12 protein-coding genes and 1 other RNA gene are annotated in these 20,980 nt (G+C 68.8%); 8 read left to right on the forward strand and 5 right to left on the reverse strand.

Features of this window, described 5'->3' with window-relative positions:
• Positions 1-66 precede the first annotated feature (66 nt).
• The 3 genes from sbcD to M5C96_RS10370 are packed head-to-tail and all read left to right on the forward strand — an operon-like array spanning position 67 to position 4,744.
• Positions 67-1,287 (forward strand): exonuclease subunit SbcD, encoded by a 1,221-nt coding sequence (gene sbcD, locus M5C96_RS10360; RefSeq protein WP_272568970.1) that lies wholly within the window; start codon positions 67-69, stop codon positions 1,285-1,287.
• Entirely contained in the window at positions 1,284-3,251 is a 1,968-nt protein-coding gene (locus M5C96_RS10365) for an AAA family ATPase (RefSeq protein WP_272568972.1), read from the forward strand. The genes sbcD and M5C96_RS10365 overlap by 4 nt, the downstream gene beginning before the upstream one ends.
• The gene (locus tag M5C96_RS10370; protein WP_272568974.1) at positions 3,143-4,744 is read left to right on the forward strand and encodes an SbcC/MukB-like Walker B domain-containing protein; all 1,602 of its coding nucleotides are present in this window, start codon (positions 3,143-3,145) and stop codon (positions 4,742-4,744) included. Before M5C96_RS10365 ends, M5C96_RS10370 begins: the two co-directional genes overlap by 109 nt.
• On the opposite strand, the gene M5C96_RS10375 is transcribed toward M5C96_RS10370, so the two are convergent.
• Entirely contained in the window at positions 4,708-5,922 is a 1,215-nt protein-coding gene (locus tag M5C96_RS10375; RefSeq protein ID WP_272568976.1) for a citrate synthase family protein, read from the reverse strand. The two genes, M5C96_RS10370 and M5C96_RS10375, sit on opposite strands and share 37 nt — an antisense overlap.
• Positions 5,923-6,022: 100 nt before the next feature.
• Here M5C96_RS10375 and M5C96_RS10380 point away from each other — a divergent pair, with 100 nt between their 5' ends.
• A complete protein-coding gene (locus M5C96_RS10380; RefSeq protein ID WP_442867373.1) occupies positions 6,023-7,432 on the forward strand; it encodes a CoA transferase in 1,410 nt (469 codons plus the stop codon).
• Between the two features lie 109 nt (positions 7,433-7,541).
• On the opposite strand, the gene rho is transcribed toward M5C96_RS10380, so the two are convergent.
• Positions 7,542-8,804, reverse strand: a complete 1,263-nt coding sequence (rho, locus tag M5C96_RS10385; protein ID WP_272547856.1) for a transcription termination factor Rho — start codon at positions 8,802-8,804, stop codon at positions 7,542-7,544.
• Positions 8,805-9,068: 264 nt separating this feature from the next.
• Positions 9,069-9,401 carry a thioredoxin TrxA gene (gene trxA / locus M5C96_RS10390; RefSeq protein WP_272568977.1) on the reverse strand — a complete coding sequence of 111 codons (333 nt, stop codon included), beginning with the start codon at positions 9,399-9,401 and terminating at the stop codon, positions 9,069-9,071.
• Positions 9,402-9,510: 109 nt separating this feature from the next.
• On the opposite strand from trxA, the gene M5C96_RS10395 reads away from it, so the two are divergent.
• From M5C96_RS10395 to M5C96_RS10405, 3 genes are all read left to right on the forward strand, one after another.
• Positions 9,511-12,078 (forward strand): PD-(D/E)XK nuclease family protein, encoded by a 2,568-nt coding sequence (locus M5C96_RS10395; RefSeq protein WP_272568979.1) that lies wholly within the window; start codon positions 9,511-9,513, stop codon positions 12,076-12,078.
• A gap of 10 nt (positions 12,079-12,088) precedes the next feature.
• The gene (locus tag M5C96_RS10400; RefSeq protein WP_272568980.1) at positions 12,089-15,526 is read left to right on the forward strand and encodes a UvrD-helicase domain-containing protein; all 3,438 of its coding nucleotides are present in this window, start codon (positions 12,089-12,091) and stop codon (positions 15,524-15,526) included.
• A 69-nt stretch (positions 15,527-15,595) separates the two neighbouring features.
• Positions 15,596-16,963 (forward strand): TIGR03862 family flavoprotein, encoded by a 1,368-nt coding sequence (locus M5C96_RS10405; RefSeq protein WP_272568982.1) that lies wholly within the window; start codon positions 15,596-15,598, stop codon positions 16,961-16,963.
• Here M5C96_RS10405 and M5C96_RS10410 read toward each other — a convergent pair whose 3' ends face one another.
• Together M5C96_RS10410 and ffs are read right to left on the reverse strand one after the other, a co-directional pair.
• Complete coding sequence (locus M5C96_RS10410; protein ID WP_272568983.1) at positions 16,964-18,181, reverse strand: GGDEF domain-containing protein; 1,218 nt, start codon at positions 18,179-18,181, stop codon at positions 16,964-16,966.
• A gap of 456 nt (positions 18,182-18,637) precedes the next feature.
• An RNA gene (gene ffs, locus M5C96_RS10415) (signal recognition particle sRNA small type) lies at positions 18,638-18,734 on the reverse strand.
• Positions 18,735-18,898: 164 nt separating this feature from the next.
• Between ffs and dnaX the strand changes: the two genes are divergently transcribed.
• Positions 18,899-20,923 carry a DNA polymerase III subunit gamma/tau gene (gene dnaX / locus M5C96_RS10420; protein ID WP_272568984.1) on the forward strand — a complete coding sequence of 675 codons (2,025 nt, stop codon included), beginning with the start codon at positions 18,899-18,901 and terminating at the stop codon, positions 20,921-20,923.
• Positions 20,924-20,980 lie beyond the last annotated feature (57 nt).

Below are 20,980 nucleotides of genomic sequence, written 5' to 3' on the forward strand. Positions count from 1 at the left end.
CGATTATTGCATAGGCCCGCCAAAGTGAGACCATTGCCACTCCAGAACTTCTCCAAAAGCCACGAATTGCGCCTCCTGCATACCTCCGACTGGCATCTGGGCCAACACTTCATGGGCCAGACACGACAAGCCGAACACCTGGCTTTCATCGACTGGCTGGCGCAGCAGGTTCGCGCGCAAGCGGTGGACGCCGTGATCGTGGCAGGCGACGTCTTCGATACCGGCGCCCCTCCGAGCTATGCGCGCGAACTGTACAACCGCTGCGTGCTGGCGTTGCGCGACGCCGGGGCGCAATTCGTCGTGCTGGGCGGCAATCATGACTCCGTTTCCGTGCTCGGCGAAAGCCGCAGCTTGCTCGCGCATCTCAATACCCGGGTGGTGCCAGGCATGGCGGAGCAGCCCGAAGACCAGGTGCTGGTGCTTCATACCCGCGCTGGCGTGCCGGGAGCGGTGCTGTGCGCTGTGCCGTTCTTGCGCCCGCGGGACCTGCTGCTGAGCCAGCCCGGGCAAAGCGCGGTCGATAAGCAATTGGCGTTGCAGGCATCCATCCGTGCCCATTACCAGGCCTTGCATGCCCTGGCCGTCGAGCGCAGCGCCGCGCTGGGCGGCTTGCCCATCGTGGCGACGGGGCACCTCACCACCGTTGGCGCCAACGCCAGCGAATCGGTGCGCGAAATCTATGTGGGCACGCTGGAAGCCTTTCCCACCAACGCGTTTCCACCGGCCGACTACATCGCGCTGGGCCACATTCACCAGCCGCAAAAGGTCGGAGGGCTGGAGCATGTGCGCTACAGCGGATCGCCGATACCGCTGAGCTTCGACGAGGCACGCCAGCGCAAGGAGGTGCTGCTGGTCGATTTCGACCTGGCGGGCCTGAAGTCCGTGACGCCGCTGCAGGTCCCCTGCTTTCAGCCGTTGGCCAGCGTGCGCGGCCGCCTGGCGGAACTGCCGGCGGCATTTGCCGAAGCCGCCAGCCGTGGAAGCGATTCGTTGCCGGTGTGGGTCGAGGTGGAAGTGGCCCATGACGACTACCTTGCCGATCTGCAGGTGCGCGTGGCCCAGATGGCGGAAGGCCTGCCGATCCAGATCCTGCGTGTGCGCAGGGCCCGCAATGTGATTCCCACCGCGCTGGATGCCGCTGCGGGAGAAACCCTCGATGAACTGGGCCCCGCAGAAGTCTTTGCCCGCCGGCTGGCAGCCCAATCGCTCGAACCGGCACTGGAGGAGCGGCTTTCGGCGCTGTACCGGACCGTCCTGGCCGACCTGCAGGAAAGGCCCGCGCCATGAGAATCTTGAGCCTGCGCCTGAAGAACCTCAATTCGCTCAAAGGCGAATGGCGCATCGACTTCACCGCGGCACCTTTTGCCGGCAACGGCCTGTTCGCCATCACGGGCCCCACCGGGGCGGGCAAGACCACCATCCTCGATGCGATCTGCCTGGCGCTTTACCACCAGACGCCGCGCATCGCTGGCGTGTCCCAAGGGGGCAACGAGGTCATGACCCGGCACACCGCGGAATGCCTGGCGGAAGTGGAGTTTGAAGTTCGCGGCGCCCGCTACCGGTCGTTTTGGAGCCAGCGCAGGGCACACGGCAAGCCCGACGGGGCCTTGCAGCAAGTGCAGGTGGAATTGGTGGCCCAGGTCCGCGGCGAACGCGAAGGCGAAATCTTGACCACCAGGGTGCAGGACAAGCTGCGCCAGACGGAAGTGCTCACCGGGCTCAATTTCGAGCGTTTCACCCGGTCCATGCTGCTCGCGCAGGGCGGCTTTGCGGCCTTCCTCGAAGCCAGCGCTGGCAAGCGTGCGGAGTTGCTGGAGGAGTTGACGGGGACCGATATCTACGGGCAGATTTCGCAGCGGGTGTTCGAGAGTGCGCGGGACGCGCGCGCGGTGCTGGAGCAACTGCGGGCCCGTGCCGGCGGCGTGGAGTTGCTGGACGAGGCCACGCGCGCCACGCTGGTGGATGAAGCTGGCCGCCTTGCCTTGCATGCGCGGGCACTGCAGGCGCAGCGAGAGGCCGCCGCCCGCGAGCGCCAGTGGCTGGCGGACAAGGACCGTGCCCGGATGCGGCGTGACGAGTCGGTGCGGCATCGGGAGCAAGCCCAGGCCGAATGGGATGCCGGTGCAGAGGAACGCCTGCGCCTTGCCGCCAGCGAGCCCGCTGCGCGGCTGCAGCCGGTCCATGCCGCATGGCAGGCCGCGCGGCACGATGCGGCGGCCGTGGTTCGGCAACGGGATGACGCGCAGGTGCGGCATGGTCAGGCAGTGGATCGCTGCGCCCGAGCGCTTCGCCAGGTGCAACGCGAAAGCCAGCGCCTGGCCCGGTTGCGCGAAAACGAATGGCAGGATGTCGTGCAGGCCCGCGAGACGCTGTCCCAAGAACTGGCCGCGGTGCCTCAGCACGCCCAACTGGGGGAATGGTTGAGCGGATGGCGCGAGCAATTCGGCGCCCGTGCGCACCGGTTGCAGGCGATGGCCGAAACCCGGGCGCGCCAAGAAAAACAACGCAGTGAGTGTCAGGCGCTGGAGGCACAACGCGCCGGGTATGAGCAGGCCTGCCAACATGCCGCTGCGGCCTTGAACCAGGCGCAACAGGCGGCCGTGGCAGTGCGCCAGGCCCATGAGCGCCTGACGATGGGGCGTGAAGAATCCGCATGGCGCGATGCCCCGTTGCAACTGCTGGAGCGCAGCCATGCCTGGGAGCGCCTGGGCCAGAGCCTGAGCGCATGGCAGCAAGCCCGATCGCGGCAAGCGCAATGGCTGGCGGCCCAGACGGAGCGGCAGCGGCAGGAGGCGGACGAGGCGCAGGCCGTGCAGTCGCTGCGCGATCGCTATGCCAGCCTGCACCGGCAAGTGCAGGACCAGGAAAAGCTCCTGGCGCAAGAGCAACGCATTCAGGCCCTGGAGGCGCATCGCAGCCATTTGCAGCCGGGCGAGGCCTGTCCGCTGTGCGGATCGACCACCCATCCCGCTATCGAAGACTACGAGGCGCTGGACGTTTCCGCGACCCAATCCGCACTGGAGACGCTGCGCGCACAGCGCGACGAGGTGACCGAGCAAGGGCAGGCGCGGCGCTCCCGCCTGGCTGCGCTGCAGGCGCAGAGCGATCGGCGGCGCAGCAGATCGCCGAGGGAGAGCAGTCCTTGGCACAGTGGCTGGCGCAGTGGCAGGCGTGCTGCGCGGCCAGTGACTGGCCGGTGGATGCCGTGGACGCCCAGGCCATCGCCGACGCCCAGGCCCGGCACGCGGTAGCGCTGGAAGCCGCGCAACAGCAATGGGCGGAGATCGTCCAGGCACGAACGCGGCTCGATGAGACGCTGTCCGCATGGCAACAGGCCGAACAGGCCGAGCGCGGGGCGCTGCAGCAGCGGGCCCTGTCGGACAAGGATCTGCAGGCGGCCCGAGAGCGAGCGGATGAGTTGGCGCGGCACCTCCAACAGCAGCAGAGCCAGCACGCCGAGGCCGAAGCGGCGCTGGCGGACCAATTGCAAACGTTGGGCTACACGCTGCCCAGCGATGGGACAGACTGGCTGCAACAACGTGCGCAAGAACATCGCGCGTGGCAGGCGGCGCAGGCGCGCCTTCAGGCATTGACTGCCAGTGAATCGGCATTGAAACAGGTGGCCGACATGGCGGGGGAGGCCGCCCAGCGTTGGGCAGCCGTGGGAGCGCCTGGCACGCGGGCCGAAGTCGGTGCCTTGCCGCGGGAAGATCCCGAATCCGGGTCCGAAGACTTGGCACAGGCGGTCGAACAAGCCGAGGCGCTCTGGCGTGCGGCAGAGAACGAGCTGGCCACGCTGCAAGGCATGCTGGAGTCCTTGCAGCGCCGGCATGCCGAGGTGCAGGCGGCCCAGGTCCGGGCCGAGCAGGATTGGGTGCAGGCGCTGTCGCGCAGCCCCTTCGCCGATGAAACCGCTTTTCGCGCGGCAGGCATGGGCGAGCCGGAGCGCGAAGCGCTGCGCGCACGGCTGGCGCAGCGGCAGCAGGCGCTGGCCGAGGCGAACGCCCTGCAGACCGCCGCCGATGCGGCCTTGGCGGAGTTGCAATCCCAGCCGCTCACCGAACGGAGTGCAGAGGATCTGGCCGCGGTGATGGCGCAGTGGGAGGCCGAGCTCACCTTGGCGCAGCAGCAGCAGGGCGCCATCGCGAGCCGGCTGCAAGACGACGCGCAGCGCCGCGATGGCTTGCAAGCACTGCTGGCGCAGATACAGGCCCAGGAGGCCGACCATGATCTGTGGCAGCACCTCAATGGCCTGATCGGCTCTGCAGACGGCGCCAAATACCGGAAGTTCGCGCAGGGCCTCACGCTGGACCACCTGGTGCATCTGGCGAATCGCCAACTGGGGCGGCTGCACGGGCGCTACCGGCTGGGCCGCCGCTCTGCGGGCGAACTGGAGCTGGAGGTGATCGACACCTGGCAGGCCGATGCGGCGCGTGACACCCGAACCCTGTCAGGCGGCGAGAGCTTTCTGGTGAGCCTGGCCTTGGCGCTGGCGCTTTCCGACCTGGTGAGCCACAAGGCCAGCATCGACTCGCTCTTTCTCGACGAGGGATTCGGCACGCTGGATGGCGAAACACTGGAGACCGCCCTGGATGCGCTCGACACCCTCAACGCCAGCGGAAAGACCATCGGCATCATCAGCCACGTGGAGGCCCTCAAGGAACGCATCCCCGTGCAGATTCGGGTGCACAAGGGCGTGGGCCTGGGCTACAGCGCGTTGGAGCGGCGATTCTCCGTGGGCTGAGCGGGCCGCGGTCCGTTGTACGCAGCGCGCGGCCGGATGAGCTGCCCGCTGTCGCGCTGCTCCAGCGCATGGGCCACCCAGCCGATGGACCGCCCGAGGGCGAACAGGCCGAAGGCCGCTCCTTCCGGAAGCGCCAGATGGCGTCGAAGGGCGACCAGCGCAAGATCGATCGAAGGCCGTTGGCCCGTCAAGGCCTGGGCCTCCGCGATCCAGCGCTGCAAGCGTTCGTTGTGCGGCAGCAGTGGGCGCAGCAGGCATTCGGCGCGCACATCCCCCTGCGGATAGAGGTGGTGGCCGAAGCCTGGCAGGTCCTCTCCCCGTGCCAGGCGCTGGCGCAGGCGTTGCTCCGGCGCGGCGTTGTCCAACTCGTCCCAGAGGGCTTCCACGCGTGCGGTGGTGCCGCCGTGCTTGCCACCCGTGAGCGCGGCCAGACCGCCGATCACCGCGGCCCGCAGGCTCGCGCCGGTGGAGGCCACACACCGGGCGGTAAAACTGGAAGCGTTGAGTTCGTGGTCGGCGCAAAGCACGAGCGCCTGGCGCACGAGGTCCGCCCCGTGGTGGTCCAGCCCCCATGCCGCGGCGCATTGTCGATGGATGGGGGCCGTTAGGGATGCCGTGCCCAGCAGGCACGCGGCCAGCAGCCGCACCAATGCACCGCATCCTTGCGCCAGCCGCTCGGGTGACGTCTGCCACACAGCGGTGCTGGCGTCCTCGCTGGCCGCGGTAAAGAGCGGTAGCAGCGTTTCTTCGAGCCGGAGCCCGGCCAGGCAGGGTTGCAAGGCCGCCATGGCCCGGGGCAACGCAGGCGTGTCGGGGCCGAAAGCCGATTCGGTGGGGCAGCGCCACAGTCGGCCTGCGAGATCTTCCACGGTGCAGGCGGCGGCCAGCGGGATGGCGTTTTCTCCACGGTAGTAAAGCTGCCCATCCTCGATCAATGTGATGGAGGACTCCAGCACCGGCAGGCCCCAGTCCAGCGCCGCCTTAACCACCTCCTTCGGCTTGCGGCCCCGCGTGCGCTGGCCTGCGAGCCGTTCCACGTCGTGCTGCAGGTATCGGCTTTCGCGGGTGCTGTCGCCCGCGTGGGCTGGCAGCAGGCCCCGGCTCACATAGGCGTAGAGCGTCTGTCGGGAAACACCAAGGCGGGCGGCAGCGTCAGGGGCGGACAGATAGACGGGCATCACGGCTCCCGGGTAGAAATAGGTTGATGTTGAAAATATAAATCAATATTGACAATTTAATGGGTTGATCTAGGCTGATGCATCGTTTTTGAGGCCTGCCATGTCCACCCATTCCTCCGCTCCTTTGCCCCCTTCCGCGTCACTCACCCATTTCGCACGCACGCTGTGGAAGGGCCTGGGCGGCACAACGGATCCGATGGATGCGCTGTTTTTCACGGGCGCTGGGCAATTGCCATCGGTCTTTCCCGTGACCGACCTGGCCAGTGCCTCGATGGCGGTGGCCGGTCTCGCATTGGCGGAGGTCGCCGCACCTTCCCGCGGACCGGTGCCGCAGGTTCGGGTGGACCGGCGGCTGGCGTCCTTCTGGTTCGGTGGATCGTTGCGTCCGATCGGCTGGGCCCTGGCACCGCTGTGGGATACCGTCGCAGGCGACTACCAAGCTGCGGATGGATGGATCCGCTTGCACACCAATGCGCCGCACCACCGTGCCGCGGCGCTGGCGGTGCTCGGCGGGGTGACGGACCGGAAGTCGGCGGCCCAGGCGGTCGCTGGCTGGCGTGCAAGCGATCTGGAGTCCGCCGTCGTGGAGCAGGGCGGTTGTGCCGCCGCCATGCGAAGCCTGGACGAATGGTCGTCCCATCCCCAGGGGCGCGCCGTCCAGGCGGAACCGTTGCTCCACATGGCCTTTGGAGTGGAAGGGCCTGAGCGCGCATGGGTGGGAACGGCGCAGCGGCCGCTGCATGGCGTGCGTGTGCTGGACCTCACCCGCATCCTGGCGGGGCCGGTGGCGACGCGTTTCCTCGCCGGCTTTGGCGCCGAGGTCCTGCGCATCGACCCGCCGGGCTGGGAAGAGCCCGGCACCGTACCCGAGGTGGTTCTGAGCAAGCGCTGCGCGCGCCTGGACCTTCGGCAAGCCGCCGACCGCGCGGTGTTCGAGCATTTGCTTCGCCAAGCCGACGTGTTGGTACACGGGTTGCGGCCGGAAGCCCTGGAGCGGCTGGGGCTGGGCGTTTCATGGCGGCGCGCGGTCCATCCCGGATTGATCGACGTCTCGCTCGACGCCTATGGGTGGAGCGGTCCGTGGCGCGGACGCCAGGGCTTCGACAGCCTCATTCAGATGAGCACCGGCATTGCCGAGGCAGGCATGCGCCGGACCGGGCGGCAGGTGCCGGTGCCACTGCCCGTGCAGGCCATCGACCATGCCACCGGCTACCTGATGGCGGCTGCGGCCCTGAAGGCGCTGGCGCACCGCCAGCAGACCGGCCGGGGCTGCGAGGTGCGGGCATCGCTGGCGCGAACCGCCCACTGGCTGGCACAGGCGCCGTCGTCGCTGGACCGGGAGCCGCTGTTGCCCGAGTTTTTGCAAGACCAGTCTCCGGAGATCGAAGCCACCGCCTGGGGGCCGGCCAGGCGCTTGCTGGCGCCGCTGTCCATCGAAGGCATGCCGATGCGCTGGGAGCTGCCTGCACCTGCGCTGGGATCGTCCGCCGCCGCGTGGTCCGGTACTTGAGCGGGGAGATTGCGGCCTTCAGCAAAAAGCCCCGCAGGCCGGATGGCCTGCGGGGCTTTTGGATGTACACGGGAGCGGCGCAAGCCACCCCATGCGGACGGCAAGAAAATCAGCCGCCGCGGCGCATCATGTCGAAGAAGTCCACATTGGTCTTCGTCGCCTTCATGTTCTTGATCATGAGTTCCATCGACTCGATCTCGTCCATGTTGTACATGAACTGGCGCAGGATGCGGGTCTTTTGCAGGATCTCGGGCGGCAGCAGCAGCTCTTCGCGGCGGGTGCCGCTCTTGTTGAGCTCGATGGCTGGGAACACGCGCTTTTCGTACAGGCGGCGGTTCAGGTGGATTTCGCTGTTGCCCGTGCCCTTGAATTCTTCGAAGATCACTTCGTCCATGCGGCTGCCGGTATCGACCAGCGCCGTGGCGATGATGGTCAGCGAACCGCCTTCTTCCACCTTGCGCGCCGCGCCGAAGAAGCGCTTGGGGCGCTGCAGCGCAGCGGCATCCACGCCGCCCGACAGCACCTTGCCGGAGGAGGGCACGACGTTGTTGTAGGCACGGGCCAGGCGCGTGATGGAGTCCAGCAGGATCACCACGTCCTTTTTCAATTCGACCAGGCGCTTGGCCCGCTCGATCACCATCTCGGCCACGTGCACGTGGCGTGCGGCAGGCTCGTCGAAGGTGGAGGCGATGATTTCGCCCTTCACGGTGCGCTGCATTTCGGTCACTTCCTCGGGGCGCTCGTCAACGAGCAGGACCATGAGGTGAACGTCGGGGTTGTTGGCGGTGATGGCGTGTGCGATGTGCTGCATCATCATCGTCTTGCCGCTCTTGGGCGGTGCGACGATCAGTGCGCGCTGGCCGCGGCCGATAGGGGCGATGATGTCGATGATGCGGCCGGTGATGTTCTCTTCGCCCTTCATGTCCCGCTCGAGCTTCATTTGCTCCTTGGGGAACAGCGGCGTCAGGTTCTCGAACATGACCTTGTGCTTGTTCTGCTCCGGCGGGCCGCCGTTGACCGCATCGAGCTTGGTCAGCGCAAAGTAGCGCTCCCCGTCCTTGGGGGTGCGCACTTCGCCTTCGATCATGTCGCCGGTGTGCAGGTTGAAGCGCCGGACCTGGCTGGGCGAGATGTAGATGTCGTCGGTGCTGGCGGTGTAGCTCGTGTCGGGGCTGCGCAGGAAGCCGAAGCCATCCGGCAGGATTTCCAGCACACCGTCTGCGAAGACCTGCTCACCAGCCTTCGCGCGCTTCTTGATGATCGCGAACATCAGCTCCTGCTTGCGCATGCGCCCGGTGTTCTCGATCTCCAGCTCTTCGGCCTGCTTGAGCACTTCGGACACGTGCAGTGCCTTGAGTTCGTTTAAATGCATGGGGTGACTCCTGAACGGAGCGGATTTGAATCAGGGGGGAGGCCGGGAGCCGGGCTGCCGCTGTTTGCGGACCTCGGATGGCCTGGGGATCTGGAACCGGCCGCTAGTGCATGCGGACGCGATGATCTGCGGCGATTATGACAGGAAAAAAAACCGATTTGCCAAGGCACGTGCACCAAGATCGCTGCCATCGAACCATGCGTGCACGCGGGATGGCGCGCAGCGGACCAGACCGCAGCCCGCGCCAGCCCCGAACGTCACCAATCAGGCCAGTTGCTGGTCGATGAACGCGGTGAGCTGCGTCTTGCTCATCGCGCCGACCTTGGTGGCGGCCAGCTGGCCGTCCTTGAACAGCATGAGGGTCGGGATGCCGCGGATGCCGAACTTGGCAGGCACTTCGCGGTTCTCGTCCACATTCATCTTGGCGACGGTCAGCTTGTCTTTGTAGGTGTTGGCGACTTCGTCCAGGATGGGCGCGATCATTTTGCAGGGGCCGCACCATTCGGCCCAGTAATCCACCAGCACCGTGGTGCCCGGTTGCAGCACATCGGTTTCAAAACTGGCGTCGGAAAGGTGTTTGATGAGTTCGCTTGCCATGGCACATTCCTTTGTGGAGCAAGTTGAGGTGGGCGGGTCCGGATAAAGTCAGGGGATTGTGACAGAAAGATATTTCCCGCCCCACGGTGTGGCCGCGGCCTCCACCGCTATGACAGTCATAGCGAAAAACGATGCGCCCGGCAGCGTTTGGGGCCCGGTGCTGGACCGGGTGCAGGCCCACATCCGGCGCACCGGCGCGCACCCCGCGGCCACCGTGGTGCTGGTGCCGTACGCCCAGCTCATGGCCGAGGCGCAGCGCGAATGGGCGCGCCGCGTGCCCGACGGCTTCGCGCCGCGTTTCGAGACCACCCGGAACTGGGCCTCCCGCATCGCCCCGTTCGTGCCGGAAGGCGACGACCTCTCGCACGACATGGGGCGCGACACCCTCACGGCGCGCGCGTTGCTCGACCGGGTCGGGCTGACCGAGCAGCGCGACGTGCTGGCCGCGCCGCTGCTGGAGGCGGCGGCGCAACTGGCCAGCGTCGTCTGCGCCGTGCCGCCGCCCGAGCGCGAAGCGTGGGCGGTGGGCGCGCGCGAATCGATGCCCCCCGCAGGCGATGGCGCGGCACTGCGCTACGAGGCGGCGGTGGCGCGCATCGCCCTCGAATGGGTGCTGGCGTCCTGCCACGCAACGGACGTGCTGTTCGATCCGGGCACGCAATCGGCCGTGGATGCGCTGGTGGTGCTTGGCGGCTTCCAGGCCGATCCGCTGGCCAAGACGCTCTGCACGCGGTGGGGCGACCGCGCGCTGTCCCTGCCGCTCGGTGAGCCGCCTGAAACGGCGCTGCCTGCACTTGGCGAGGTGTTCCTGCACGAGGCCGCCGATGCCGAGGACGAAGCCCAGCGCGCAGCGGCGTGCGTGCTGCACCGCCTGGCGCAGGGCCACGCGCCGCTGGCCCTGGCCGCGATCGACCGGGCATTGACGCGCCGCATCAGCGCGCTGCTGCAGGGCCGCGGAGTGGCCGTGCACGACGAGAACGGCTGGACCTTGTCCACCACGCGCGCGGCGTCCCATGCCATGGTGGCGCTGCGGGCGTGTGCCTGGAACGCCTCCGCCGACGCGGTGCTGGACTGGCTCAAGCACGTGCCGGCCGCCAGCCCGCAAGCGGTGGGCGCGGCCGAGAAATGGCTGCGCCGGGCCGGCACCGGCCACTGGACGGCCATCGAGGAACGCAGCGATGCCACGCCGCCTGCCACGGAAGCGGTGCGAGCGCTGATCGCCCAGGTACAGGCCTGGCGCACGCCCTTGCAGGCCGCGAGGCCCGTGGCGGCCTGGCTGGCCGCACTGCGCGAGCTGCTGCAGGCAACAGGGCAATGGGAGGCGCTGCAGGCCGACGCCGCGGGCGAGCGCGTGCTGGCGGAGCTGCGGCTGCAGGACGGATTGCCCTCCGATCTGGAGGGGCTGGCGAGCGCCGGGCGGCCCATGGCGCTGGTCGAGTTCACCCGCTGGGTGAACGAGGTGCTGGAAGCCGCACGCTACCGGCCCGGCCACGACGGCAGCGCCTCGGTGTTCGTCGTGCCGCTGCCGCAGATCCTGGCGCGCCCGTTCGCCACGCTGGTGGTGCCCGGCTGCGACGAAAAGCGCCTGCCGCCTGCTCCGGAGCCCCCCGGCGCCTGGACCCGGGCGCAGCGCGAGGGCCTGGGCCTGCCCACCCGCGAGGCGCTGGAAGCCGCCCAGCGCGAGGCCTGGCGCAATGCCTTGTGCACCGCCCACGTGGATGTGCTGTGGCGCAGCGGCGATGAAGGGGGAGAGCCGTTGCTGGCCAGTCCGCTGGTGCTGGCCCTGCAGCTGGCCGGCCAGGCCCGCGTCGGCACCGATCCGCGAAGCGTGCGCGAAGTGCCGCTCGCGCCCGTGCCCCGGCCGATGCCGACGGGCGAGGCACTGCCCTTGCTGCAGTTGTCCTCCACCGCCTATTCCGATCTGCGCCACTGCCCCTACCGCTTCTTCGCGCTGCGCCAGTTGGGGCTGAAGGAATCCGACGAGCTGGGCGCCGAAGTGGGCAAGCGGGATTTCGGCAACTGGCTGCATGCCGTGCTCCAGCACTTCCACGAGGCGCTGCAGGCGGCGCCCACGGAAGCGCTGCCGGCGCGCCGCGCGCTCCTGGATGCCGCGGCCGAGGCCGTCACCCGGGCGCAGCGGCTGGCGTCGGGCGAGTTCCTTCCGTTCGCCTCCGGCTGGCCGGCCTTGCGCGACGGCTACCTTCGCTGGCTGCAGGACCACGAAGGGCAGGGCGCGGCCTTCCGGCAGGCCGAGGTGCGCTCGACGCAGTCGCTCGGTCCGCTCCAACTGGTGGGCCTGCTCGACCGCATCGATGCCGTCCGCTCCGGCGTGCCGGGCGAAGCACCGACCGTGCTGGTGATCGACTACAAGACCGAGAACGAAGCCGTCACCCGCAAGCGCCTGGCCGCCGGTACCGAGGACACACAACTGGCGTTCTATGCCGCGCTGCTGCACGATGACCACCTGCGCGCGGCTTACGTGAACGTGGGTGAGCGCGGCGACACACGGACCTTCGAGCAGCCCGACATCGTGGCCCTGCGCGACCAACTGGTGGACGGCATCCTGCACGACTTCGAACGCATCGCTGCCGGTGCCGCCATGCCGGCGCTGGGCGAGGGGGCCGTGTGCGACTACTGCGCCGCGCGCGGCCTGTGCCGCAAGGATTTCTGGGCATGAAGAACGCACCATGACGCTGGCCGCCTACGAACACAACGGCCGCCCGGTCACGCGCGAAGCGTTCTATGCGATCGCCTGCGATCCGGACCGCAGCGTGGCGGTGGAAGCCTGCGCGGGCGCGGGCAAGACCTGGATGCTGGTCTCCCGCATGCTGCGCGCCTTGCTGGACGGCTGCGCGCCGCACGAAATCCTGGCCATCACGTTCACGCGCAAGGCCGCGGGCGAGATGCGCCAGCGGCTGCAGGAATGGCTGGAAGAATTTGCCCAGGCCGAGCCCGAGCGCCTGGCCCGGGAACTGGTCGCCCGCGGCATCCCGCCCGATCGCGCGCTGGACAAGCGCGCGCTGCTGCAGACGCTGTACCGCTCGATGCTCGAATCCGGGCGGCCGGTGCAGATCCGCACCTTCCACAGCTGGTTCGCCGCGCTGCTGGGCACCGCGCCGCTGGCGGTGCTGCACGCGCGCGGGCTGCCCGGCAACTACGAACTGCTGGAGGACGATGCCGAGGCCGTGCGGCAGGTCTGGCCGCCGTTCCTGCAGCAGGTGGCCGACGATGCGGCGCTGCATGCCGACTACCTTGCGGCGGTGGCCTCGCACGGGCGGTCGCAGACGCACAAGGCCCTGGGCGCGGCGCTGTCCAAGCGCATCGAGTTCGAACTGGCGGACGCGGCCGGCGTGATCGACGCCTCGGTCCCGCCGTTCCATGCGCAATTCCCCGACCTGCAGGGGCTGGACAGCCCGGCCCATGCGCTGGAGGGCGATGCGGCGCGCGCCCGCTGGCTGGCCCGCGCCAGTGCCCTGGGCACCGAATCCAACAAGACGCCGCAAAAAGCGGCCGACGCGGTGGTCGATGCCTTCGCATGCGAGGACCCGCACGAACGCCTGGAGCGTTTGCGCCGCGCCTTCTTCGTGGCCAAGGAAGACCGGCTCAGCAAGAACCTGGAGAAGTTCGCCGTGGCGCAGGAAGCCGAGGCCGAGCTGCAGCGCCTGTGCCTGGCGCGCCGCCAGCACGAGGCTTGGGGCCACCACCACCGCATGGCCCGGCTCACGCGCGCCCTGGTGGCTGCGTTCGCTGCGCTCAAGCGCGATCGCGGCTGGGTGGACATGAACGATGTCGAACGCACGGCGCTCGTCATGCTGTCCGACCCGGTGCTGAGCGGATGGGTGCAGGAGCGGCTGGACGCGCGGGTGCGGCATCTGCTCGTGGACGAGTTCCAGGACACCAACCCCCTGCAGTGGCAGGCGCTGCACGCCTGGTTGTCGGGCTATGTGGGCGCGGGCGGTGGGCGTGCGCCCAGCGTGTTCATCGTGGGCGATCCCAAGCAGAGCATCTACCGCTTTCGGCGTGCTGAGCCGCAGGTGTTCCTGGCCGCGCAGGCCTTCGTGCGCCAAGGCCTGGGGGGCGACCTGCTGAGCTGCGACCACACGCGCCGCAATGCCACGGGCGTGATCGACGCGGTCAACCACGTCATGCAGGCCGCGCAGGGCCAGGGGGAATACGCCGGCTTTCGCGACCACACCACCGAGTCCACCGACCCAGGAATGCGGCTGCGTCTGCCCGCCATCACCGCGCCCGATGAGGGCGCGGGCCCTGCCTTCGACCCCATGGCGTGGCGCGACAGCCTCACGCAGCCGCGGCACGAGGCCGAGGAAACCCTGCGCATGCGCGAATGCACGCAGGCCGCCCGCTGGGTGGCCGGGCGCATCGCCGACGGCGTGCCGCCGCGCGAGGTGATGGTGCTCGCCCGCAAGCGCGACCGACTGGCCGCCATGCAGGACGCGCTGCGCGACCTGCACCTGCCCTGCGTGCAGCCCGAAAAAGCCGAGCTGGCCGAGGCGCCCGAAGTGCAGGACGTGGTGGCGCTGCTGGATGCGCTGGTCTCGACGGGCCACGACCTGTCGCTGGCCCGCGCGCTGCGCTCGCCGCTGTTCGGGCTGGGCGACGACACGCTCGTGCGGCTGGCGCTGTGGCGCCGCCAGCCGGAGAACCTCGAATGCAGCTGGCTCGATTTGCTATTAAAAAGTGAGCATGATGCCCTAGACTTTATTGCCCTAGGGGTTGATTTGGCTCTGTACAAGGGTTGGTTCGACGCATTGCCGCCCCACGACGCGCTGCAGGCCTTCTACACCCACCGCGACGTGCTGGCCCGCTATGCCGCCGCCGCGCCCGCCACCCAGCGCGCCAGCGTGCTCGCCAATCTGCGCGCGCTGCTGTCGGCCGCGCTGCAGATCGACGGCGGGCGCTACCTCACGCCCTACGCCTTCGTCCGGGCGATGAAGCGCGCCGGCCAGCGCGCGCCGGGCCGGGTGGACGCGCAGGCGGTGCGCCTGCTCACCGTGCACGGCGCCAAGGGCCTGGAAGCGCACAGCGTGCTGCTGCTGGACACCGACACCCGCCCGCAAAAGGCCGAGACCATGGGCGTGCTGGTGGACTGGCCGGGCGAAGAGCCGCTGCCGCGCCGCTTCGTGTTCCTCGCCAGCGAAAGCACGCCGCCGCCCAGCGCGGTGGACATGCTGGCCGCCGAACAGGCCGAGCGACAGCGCGAAGAACTCAACACCCTGTACGTGGCCATGACGCGGGCCAAGCACTGCCTGGCGGTCTCGTCGGTGCAACCCTCGTCCTCGGCGCCCGGCAGCTGGTGGAACCGGCTGGCGCCCCTGCTGCAGGATGAGGACGAGAACGTTTTGGCTGAACCTGCCGGCGAAGCCTTGCCGCAAAACGATGGGCGGGCGCAGGACCATGCCTTGCTGGCCGAACTGCCGGCCTGGTCGCCGCCGCCGAAGCCGGAGCCCGATGGCTCGGCCGTGCCGGCGGTGGTCGTGTCCACCCCGGCATCGCGCCAGGGCGAGGCCATGCACCAGTTGCTGGAGCAGGCCGCCATGGCCACCGCCGGCGGGCCGGCCTCTTCCGGTGGCGGATGGCCCGCCACGCGGCTGGCACGGCTGGCGGCAGATTTCGACCTGGCGCCGGAGTCCGCCACCCTGGCCGCCGGCATGGCCCAGCGCATCCTGGGCGGCGAGGGCGCCTGGGCATGGCAGGCCAACGCGGTCGATCGGGCGGTGAACGAGGCCACCATCGTTCACGCCGGGCAGACCTTGCGCATCGACCGCCTGGTGCGGCGCGTCGATTCCGACGGCGAGCCGGTCTGGTGGGTGCTCGACTACAAAAGCGCGGCGGACCCCGAACGCCGTCCCCATCTGATGGCCCAATTGGCGCGCTATAGCGAAGCTGTTCAGGCCCAGATGCCGGGCCACGCGGTGCGCGCGGCGTTCCTCACCGGCGACGGGCGGATGGTGGAGGTTGGCAGCGAGACTGCGCCACCGCCACCGCCACCGCCACCGCCACCGCCACCGCCACCGCCACCGCCACCGCCACCGCCACCGCCACCGCCACCGCCACCGCCACCGCCACCGCCGGCTCCGGCTCCGGTGCAAGGCGCCCTGTTTTGATGGCGCGGCGCGCTGCAGGCTCCCGGCCTGCGGCGCCGCGCCCCGATGTTTCAAAAGCAAAGGTTGAAGATGACTGTTTCCGAATCGATCGCCCCCGTGCTGGCCTGTGATGTCGCCGTGATCGGCGGCGGCCCCGCCGGCCTGATGGCGGCCGAAGTGCTGGCCCGTGGCGGCCTGTCCGTGCATTTGTTCGACGCCATGCCTTCCGTGGGGCGCAAGTTTCTGCTGGCGGGCAAGGGCGGGCTCAACCTCACGCATTCCGAGGCGTTTGAGCCGTTCGCGGCCCGCTTCGGCGAGCGCCGCGCCGCCATCGAGCCCCTGCTGCAGGCCTTCGGCGCCGATGCGGTGCGCGCTTGGGCGCAGGGCTTGGGGGTGGAGACTTTCGTCGGCACCTCGGGCCGGGTGTTCCCCTCCGACATGAAGGCCGCGCCGCTGCTGCGCGCCTGGCTGCACCGCCTGCGCAGCCAGGGGGTAGTGTTTCACATGCGCCACCGCTGGCTGGGCTGGAGCGACGCGGGCGCCGCGCAGGACGGCGATGCGGCCGCCATGACACTGGGTTTCACCAGCCCTGCGGGCCTGGTGCCGGTGCAGGCCCGGGCCGTGGTGCTTTCGCTGGGGGGCGGCAGTTGGGCCCGACTGGGCTCCGACGGCGCGTGGGTGCCGCTGCTGGCCGAAAAGGGCGTGCCCGTGGCCCCGCTGCGCCCGGCCAACTGCGGCTTCGACACGGTGCGCGCCGGTGGCGCACCGGCAGGCGAGACGCGGCGGGAATTCCTGCGCGAGCTGATCGGGCGGGCACCCGATCCGGCCGGCTGGACGCCGCATTTCACCGAGCGCTTTGCCGGGCAGCCTTTCAAGTCGGTCGCGCTGCATTTCTCCGACCACCAGGGGCGCACGTTCAGCCGCCGGGGCGAGTTCGTGGCCACGGCCACCGGCGTGGAGGGCAGCCTGATCTACGCGGTCTCCAGCCTGCTGCGCGACGAGATCGAGGCGCACGGCCACGCCACGTTCACGCTGGACCTGCTGCCCGATCACACGCCCGAGCGCGTGCTCAAGGAAGTGCGCCATCCGCGCGGTGCCCGCAGCCTCAGCAGCCACCTCAAGAGCCGCCTGGGGCTGGACGGCATCAAGATGGGCATCCTGTACGAGCAACTGGGAAAGGAGGGCATGAACGATGCCGCCGCCCTGGCCCAGGCCATCAAGGCGCTGCCCATCACCGTGGGCGCGACCCGACCGCTGCACGAAGCCATCAGCACCGCGGGCGGGGTGCCGTTCGAGGCGATGGATGGCAGTCTCATGCTGACGGCCCTGCCCGGCGTTTTCTGCGCGGGCGAAATGCTGGACTGGGAGGCCCCCACGGGCGGCTACCTGATGACGGCCTGCATGGCCAGTGGCATGGCCGCTGCCGAAGGGGCGAAGGCCTGGCTGCAGCGGGTCTGATCAGGCGCTTTGAGGCTGGGGCTGAGGCTGTGCCGTCGCTGCCGGGGACGCCTCGCCGTCGGGGCCGAAGTGCATGCAGAAACGGTTCTTGCCTTCGCGCTTGGCCCGGTAAAGGCCCAGGTCCGCGCGCCGGATCAGTTCGGAGGTGGTGCAGTCCACCTCCCCGCGGGTCAGGCCTGCGCTGATGGACAGCCGGCGGCCCTGGAAGGCAGGGTGGTCCACCGGCACCGCGTACAACGTGTTCACGGTGTTGACCAGCGCCTGGGCGAGTTCACAGGCCTCGGGCAACGTGGCGGCATCCACCACCACGCCGAACTCCTCGCCGCCCAGGCGACCGCACAGATGCCGGCCGGCCTGCCGCTTCAGTGCCGAAGCGACGTCCTTAAGCACCACGTCGCCCTGGTCGTGGCCGAACTGGTCGTTGATCGACTTGAAGTCATCGATGTCGATCATCATGAAATACAGGCCTTCGATGTACCCGGCGTCCTGCAGCGACTGCATGTGCTTAAGCAGGCTGCGGCGGTTGGCCAGGCCGGTCAGCGCATCCTGGTAGGCCAGGGTTTCCAGTTCCAGTTGCTGCCGGTGGCTGTCTTCCCGCAGGCGAAAGAGGGCCATGTTCAGCAGCATCCCGCACAGCGACGACAGGGTGACGATCAGCATGCTCCAGACGGGGTCGTGCGCGGAGCGCATCTGCTGGAAATCGCCGTGCCCGAACGCGAGCCAGATGACGGCCACGGACGCCAGGTACTGCCATGTCGTGATGAACATGAAGGCGATCAGCAGCGTGAAGGCCACCCCCAGTGCCAGGCAGAAGTAGACCCCGACCGGACTCGGCACCGACAGCAGCCAGAACCCGTGGGCCAGCAGGCCACAGGCCGGCAGGGCGGCCAGCACCACCCTGCCAGGGGTGCTGGCGAACATCGATGCGATGATGCAGCAGTAGAAGGCGATCGCCAGCAGGGCGAACAGGATGTTGTCGTAGTGATAGGTGGGCGCGGCCGTCCACCAAGCCGCCAGCCAGCCCAGGGAGCCGAACGCAAGGAGGGAGCCGTTGACGCGCCGCATCTTTTCGAACGTGAATTGGTCCAGCGGCTTGGCGTTGGACTTTTCCTCGATCACAGACGGGCTGGCACTGGCGACACGCGTCGGCTGGGCCGCCGGTGGCGCATCAGCCGTGTCGCACAGGTAGGCGGTTCCTTGCGCTTGACCTTCTGCCATATCGGCTCCTCAAAAGAAACAAATGGTAACTTGAAAATGCTAAATGTGAATATTTTGGGAAGTCGCCTGGGGTCTTAACCCTTGAACGGCCGGCTTGGCATGACAGTTGGAGGGGACAGGTCTGGCTTTCCTGGGGCATGCGCCACTCGACAAAAGCAATCACTGCACAGGACAGGCTTGGCAAGAATGCATGGAACATGCCCGATCCATGCGGGCCCGTTGCCTGTTTCCTCGATTTGGGGCGGAACATGCGCGTTGCAGGGGACTCACAGGATGTGCCGTGGTCCTGGGCTGCAAGCGGTTAGTGCCCAGGCGGATGCCCGCTGGTCGCTGGATCGACCGTGCCGGATGCCGCGAAGGTGTCGGAAAGGGAAGAAGCCGCGGCGTGGACCGCTTTGGGGGGCATGCCCTGCGCCAAGGGCAGTGAAAGGCTTGGCAGAGATGGCTGAAAAGATAGTTGACGAGCCTTACCCCCGGCACTGACTCTACAGTTAGGGCTGCTTGGTTCCCCACCTGACCCGGTTGGCTGCTTCACCATGCGGGGAGGCCCGTCACCGCCGATTGTAGGCGATAAAGCAGGCCGTTCCGGCCGGGCCGACCCTGCACGCCGTGCAGGTGTTGGCCATGGTGGCCTGACAGCGGGGCGCACCGGGGCGCGGCGTGGAATCGGTACCCCGGCGATCCGGGAGGGCGCGCCCGGCCACATAGAATCCCCCCATGTCTTACCTCGTGCTCGCCCGCAAATACCGTCCCAAGACCTTCTCGGAGATGGTGGGCCAGGAGCATGTGGTGCAGGCGCTGTCCAATGCGCTCACGCAGCAGCGGCTGCACCATGCCTATCTTTTCACCGGCACGCGCGGCGTGGGCAAGACCACGGTGTCGCGCATCCTGGCCAAGTCGCTCAATTGTCAGGGCCCGGACGGGCAGGGCGGCATCACGGCCACCCCTTGCGGCGTGTGCCAAGCCTGCACCGACATCGACAGCGGCCGTTTCGTGGACTACACCGAGCTCGATGCCGCCTCCAACCGCGGCGTGGACGAAGTGCAGGGCCTGCTGGAGCAGGCGGTCTACAAGCCGGTGCAGGGGCGCTTCAAGGTCTTCATGATCGACGAAGTGCACATGCTCACCAACACGGCGTTCAACGCCATGCTGAAGACGCTGGAAGAGCCGCCCGAATACCTCAAATTCGTGCTGGCCACGACCGATCCGCAGAAGGTGCCGGTCACGGTGCTCTCGCGCTGCCTGCAGTTCAACCTGCGCCCGATGGCGCCCGAGACGGTGCTCGAGCACCTGGGACGCGTTCTGGCGCAGGAGAACGTGCCGGCCGAACCCCAGGCGCTTCGCCTGCTGTCGCGTGCGGCGAGGGGCTCGATGCGCGATGCGCTTTCGCTCACCGACCAGGCCATCGCGTTCGGCAGCGGCCAGTTGCAGGAAGCGGGCGTGCGCCAGATGCTGGGCAGCGTGGACCGGTCGTACGTGTTCCGCCTGATCGAGGCCCTGGCACAGGACGATGGCCGCACGGTGGTGGAAACCTCCGATGCCCTGCGCTTGAACGGCTTGTCTGCCGCCTCCACGCTGGAGGAGATGAGCGCGGTGCTCCAGCGCATGGCCGTCATGCAGGCCGTGCCGAACATGGCCCAGGCGCTGGATGCCAACGACCCCGAGGCCGTGGAAATCGCCCGCTTGGCCGCGCAGATGCCCGCGGACGAAACCCAGCTGCTCTACAGCATTTGCCTGCACGGCCGTGCCGAACTGGGGCTGGCCCCGGACGAATACGCGGCGCTGACCATGGCGTTGCTGCGGCTGCTGGCCTTCAAGCCGGCGGATGGCTCGGCAGCCCCGGCCCCTTCGGCTGAAAAAAAAACTCTGACGCCGGTTGAGCCGGCACCCGCGCAGCTCGCGACCCGGGTGGCAGCCGCCACCGATGCGATGCCATTGCAGCGGCCGGCGGCCGAATCGGCGCGCGATGCGGGTGCGCCTGCAGCGCCGATGCCGGCGCAGGCCGCCAGCGACGCTGTTGCCGAGACGGAACCATCCATCTCAGTTACGCCGGTGCCCGCGCCCGATTCCGCGCCCCCGTGGGAAGACGCCTCGGCGCCGGTGCAGCCCCCTCCCGGCGAGCCGGGGCCGGCAGCGGCCTCTGTGCGGCTGCCGGTCCATTCGCCCGAGGATTTCCGCCGCGCGGCGGCCCCACCTGCGCCTGCGCCTGTGCCAGCGCCTGCGCAACGACCGGTGGCGTCGGCGCCGTCATCGCCCGAATACATGGCGATCCCCGTGCGCACGTCGCCCGAGCCGGGCGCGCGCCTGCAGCCGCTCGCGCCGACGGGCTCCCTTCCTGCATCCGCCCGCTACACGGCCACGGAAGAGGGCGATGTCTGGCACGCCACCGTGCAGCAACTGGTGGCTGCCGAGGCCATTGCGGCGCTGGTGCGGGAGTTGGCCCTGCAGTCCCAGTTGGTGGCGCGTGACGCCGGGCACTGGCTGCTGCGCGTGGAGCGCGAATCGCTCAACCAGCCGGTGGCGCGCGAGCGCCTGCGGGCGGCGCTGGAGGCCGCGGGCCATGCGACCCAGATCAGCGTCGAACTGGGCGTGGTCATCGACAGCCCGGCGCGGCGCAATGCGGCCGCGGCGGCAGAGCGCCAGCGCGTGGCCGAGGAGATCGTGCACAACGACCCGTACGTGCAGACGCTGGTGCGGGACTTCGGCGCCAAGATCGTGCCGGGCAGCATCAAGCCGGCGTGACCGAAGGCGTTGCCATCTTCCACGCGGTTCATTCGCTTATTCATTCAAGCCTCCCAT

The sequence above is a fragment of the Acidovorax sp. GBBC 1281 genome (assembly GCF_028473645.1).
Taxonomy (GTDB): domain Bacteria; phylum Pseudomonadota; class Gammaproteobacteria; order Burkholderiales; family Burkholderiaceae_C; genus Paracidovorax.

Excerpts from the sequence above, each read along its gene's own strand:
- M5C96_RS10365 (WP_272568972.1), top strand. The coding sequence starts at position 1,284 with ATGAGAATCTTGAGCCTGCGCCTGAAGAACCTCAATTCGCTCAAAGGC.
- M5C96_RS10375 (WP_272568976.1), bottom strand. The coding sequence starts at position 5,922 with ATGCCCGTCTATCTGTCCGCCCCTGACGCTGCCGCCCGCCTTGGTGTT.
- M5C96_RS10380 (WP_442867373.1), top strand. The coding sequence starts at position 6,023 with ATGTCCACCCATTCCTCCGCTCCTTTGCCCCCTTCCGCGTCACTCACC.
- rho (WP_272547856.1), bottom strand. The coding sequence starts at position 8,804 with ATGCATTTAAACGAACTCAAGGCACTGCACGTGTCCGAAGTGCTCAAG.
- trxA (WP_272568977.1), bottom strand. The coding sequence starts at position 9,401 with ATGGCAAGCGAACTCATCAAACACCTTTCCGACGCCAGTTTTGAAACC.
- M5C96_RS10395 (WP_272568979.1), top strand. The coding sequence starts at position 9,511 with ATGACAGTCATAGCGAAAAACGATGCGCCCGGCAGCGTTTGGGGCCCG.
- M5C96_RS10400 (WP_272568980.1), top strand. The coding sequence starts at position 12,089 with ATGACGCTGGCCGCCTACGAACACAACGGCCGCCCGGTCACGCGCGAA.
- M5C96_RS10405 (WP_272568982.1), top strand. The coding sequence starts at position 15,596 with ATGACTGTTTCCGAATCGATCGCCCCCGTGCTGGCCTGTGATGTCGCC.
- M5C96_RS10410 (WP_272568983.1), bottom strand. The coding sequence starts at position 18,181 with ATGGCAGAAGGTCAAGCGCAAGGAACCGCCTACCTGTGCGACACGGCT.
- dnaX (WP_272568984.1), top strand. The coding sequence starts at position 18,899 with ATGTCTTACCTCGTGCTCGCCCGCAAATACCGTCCCAAGACCTTCTCG.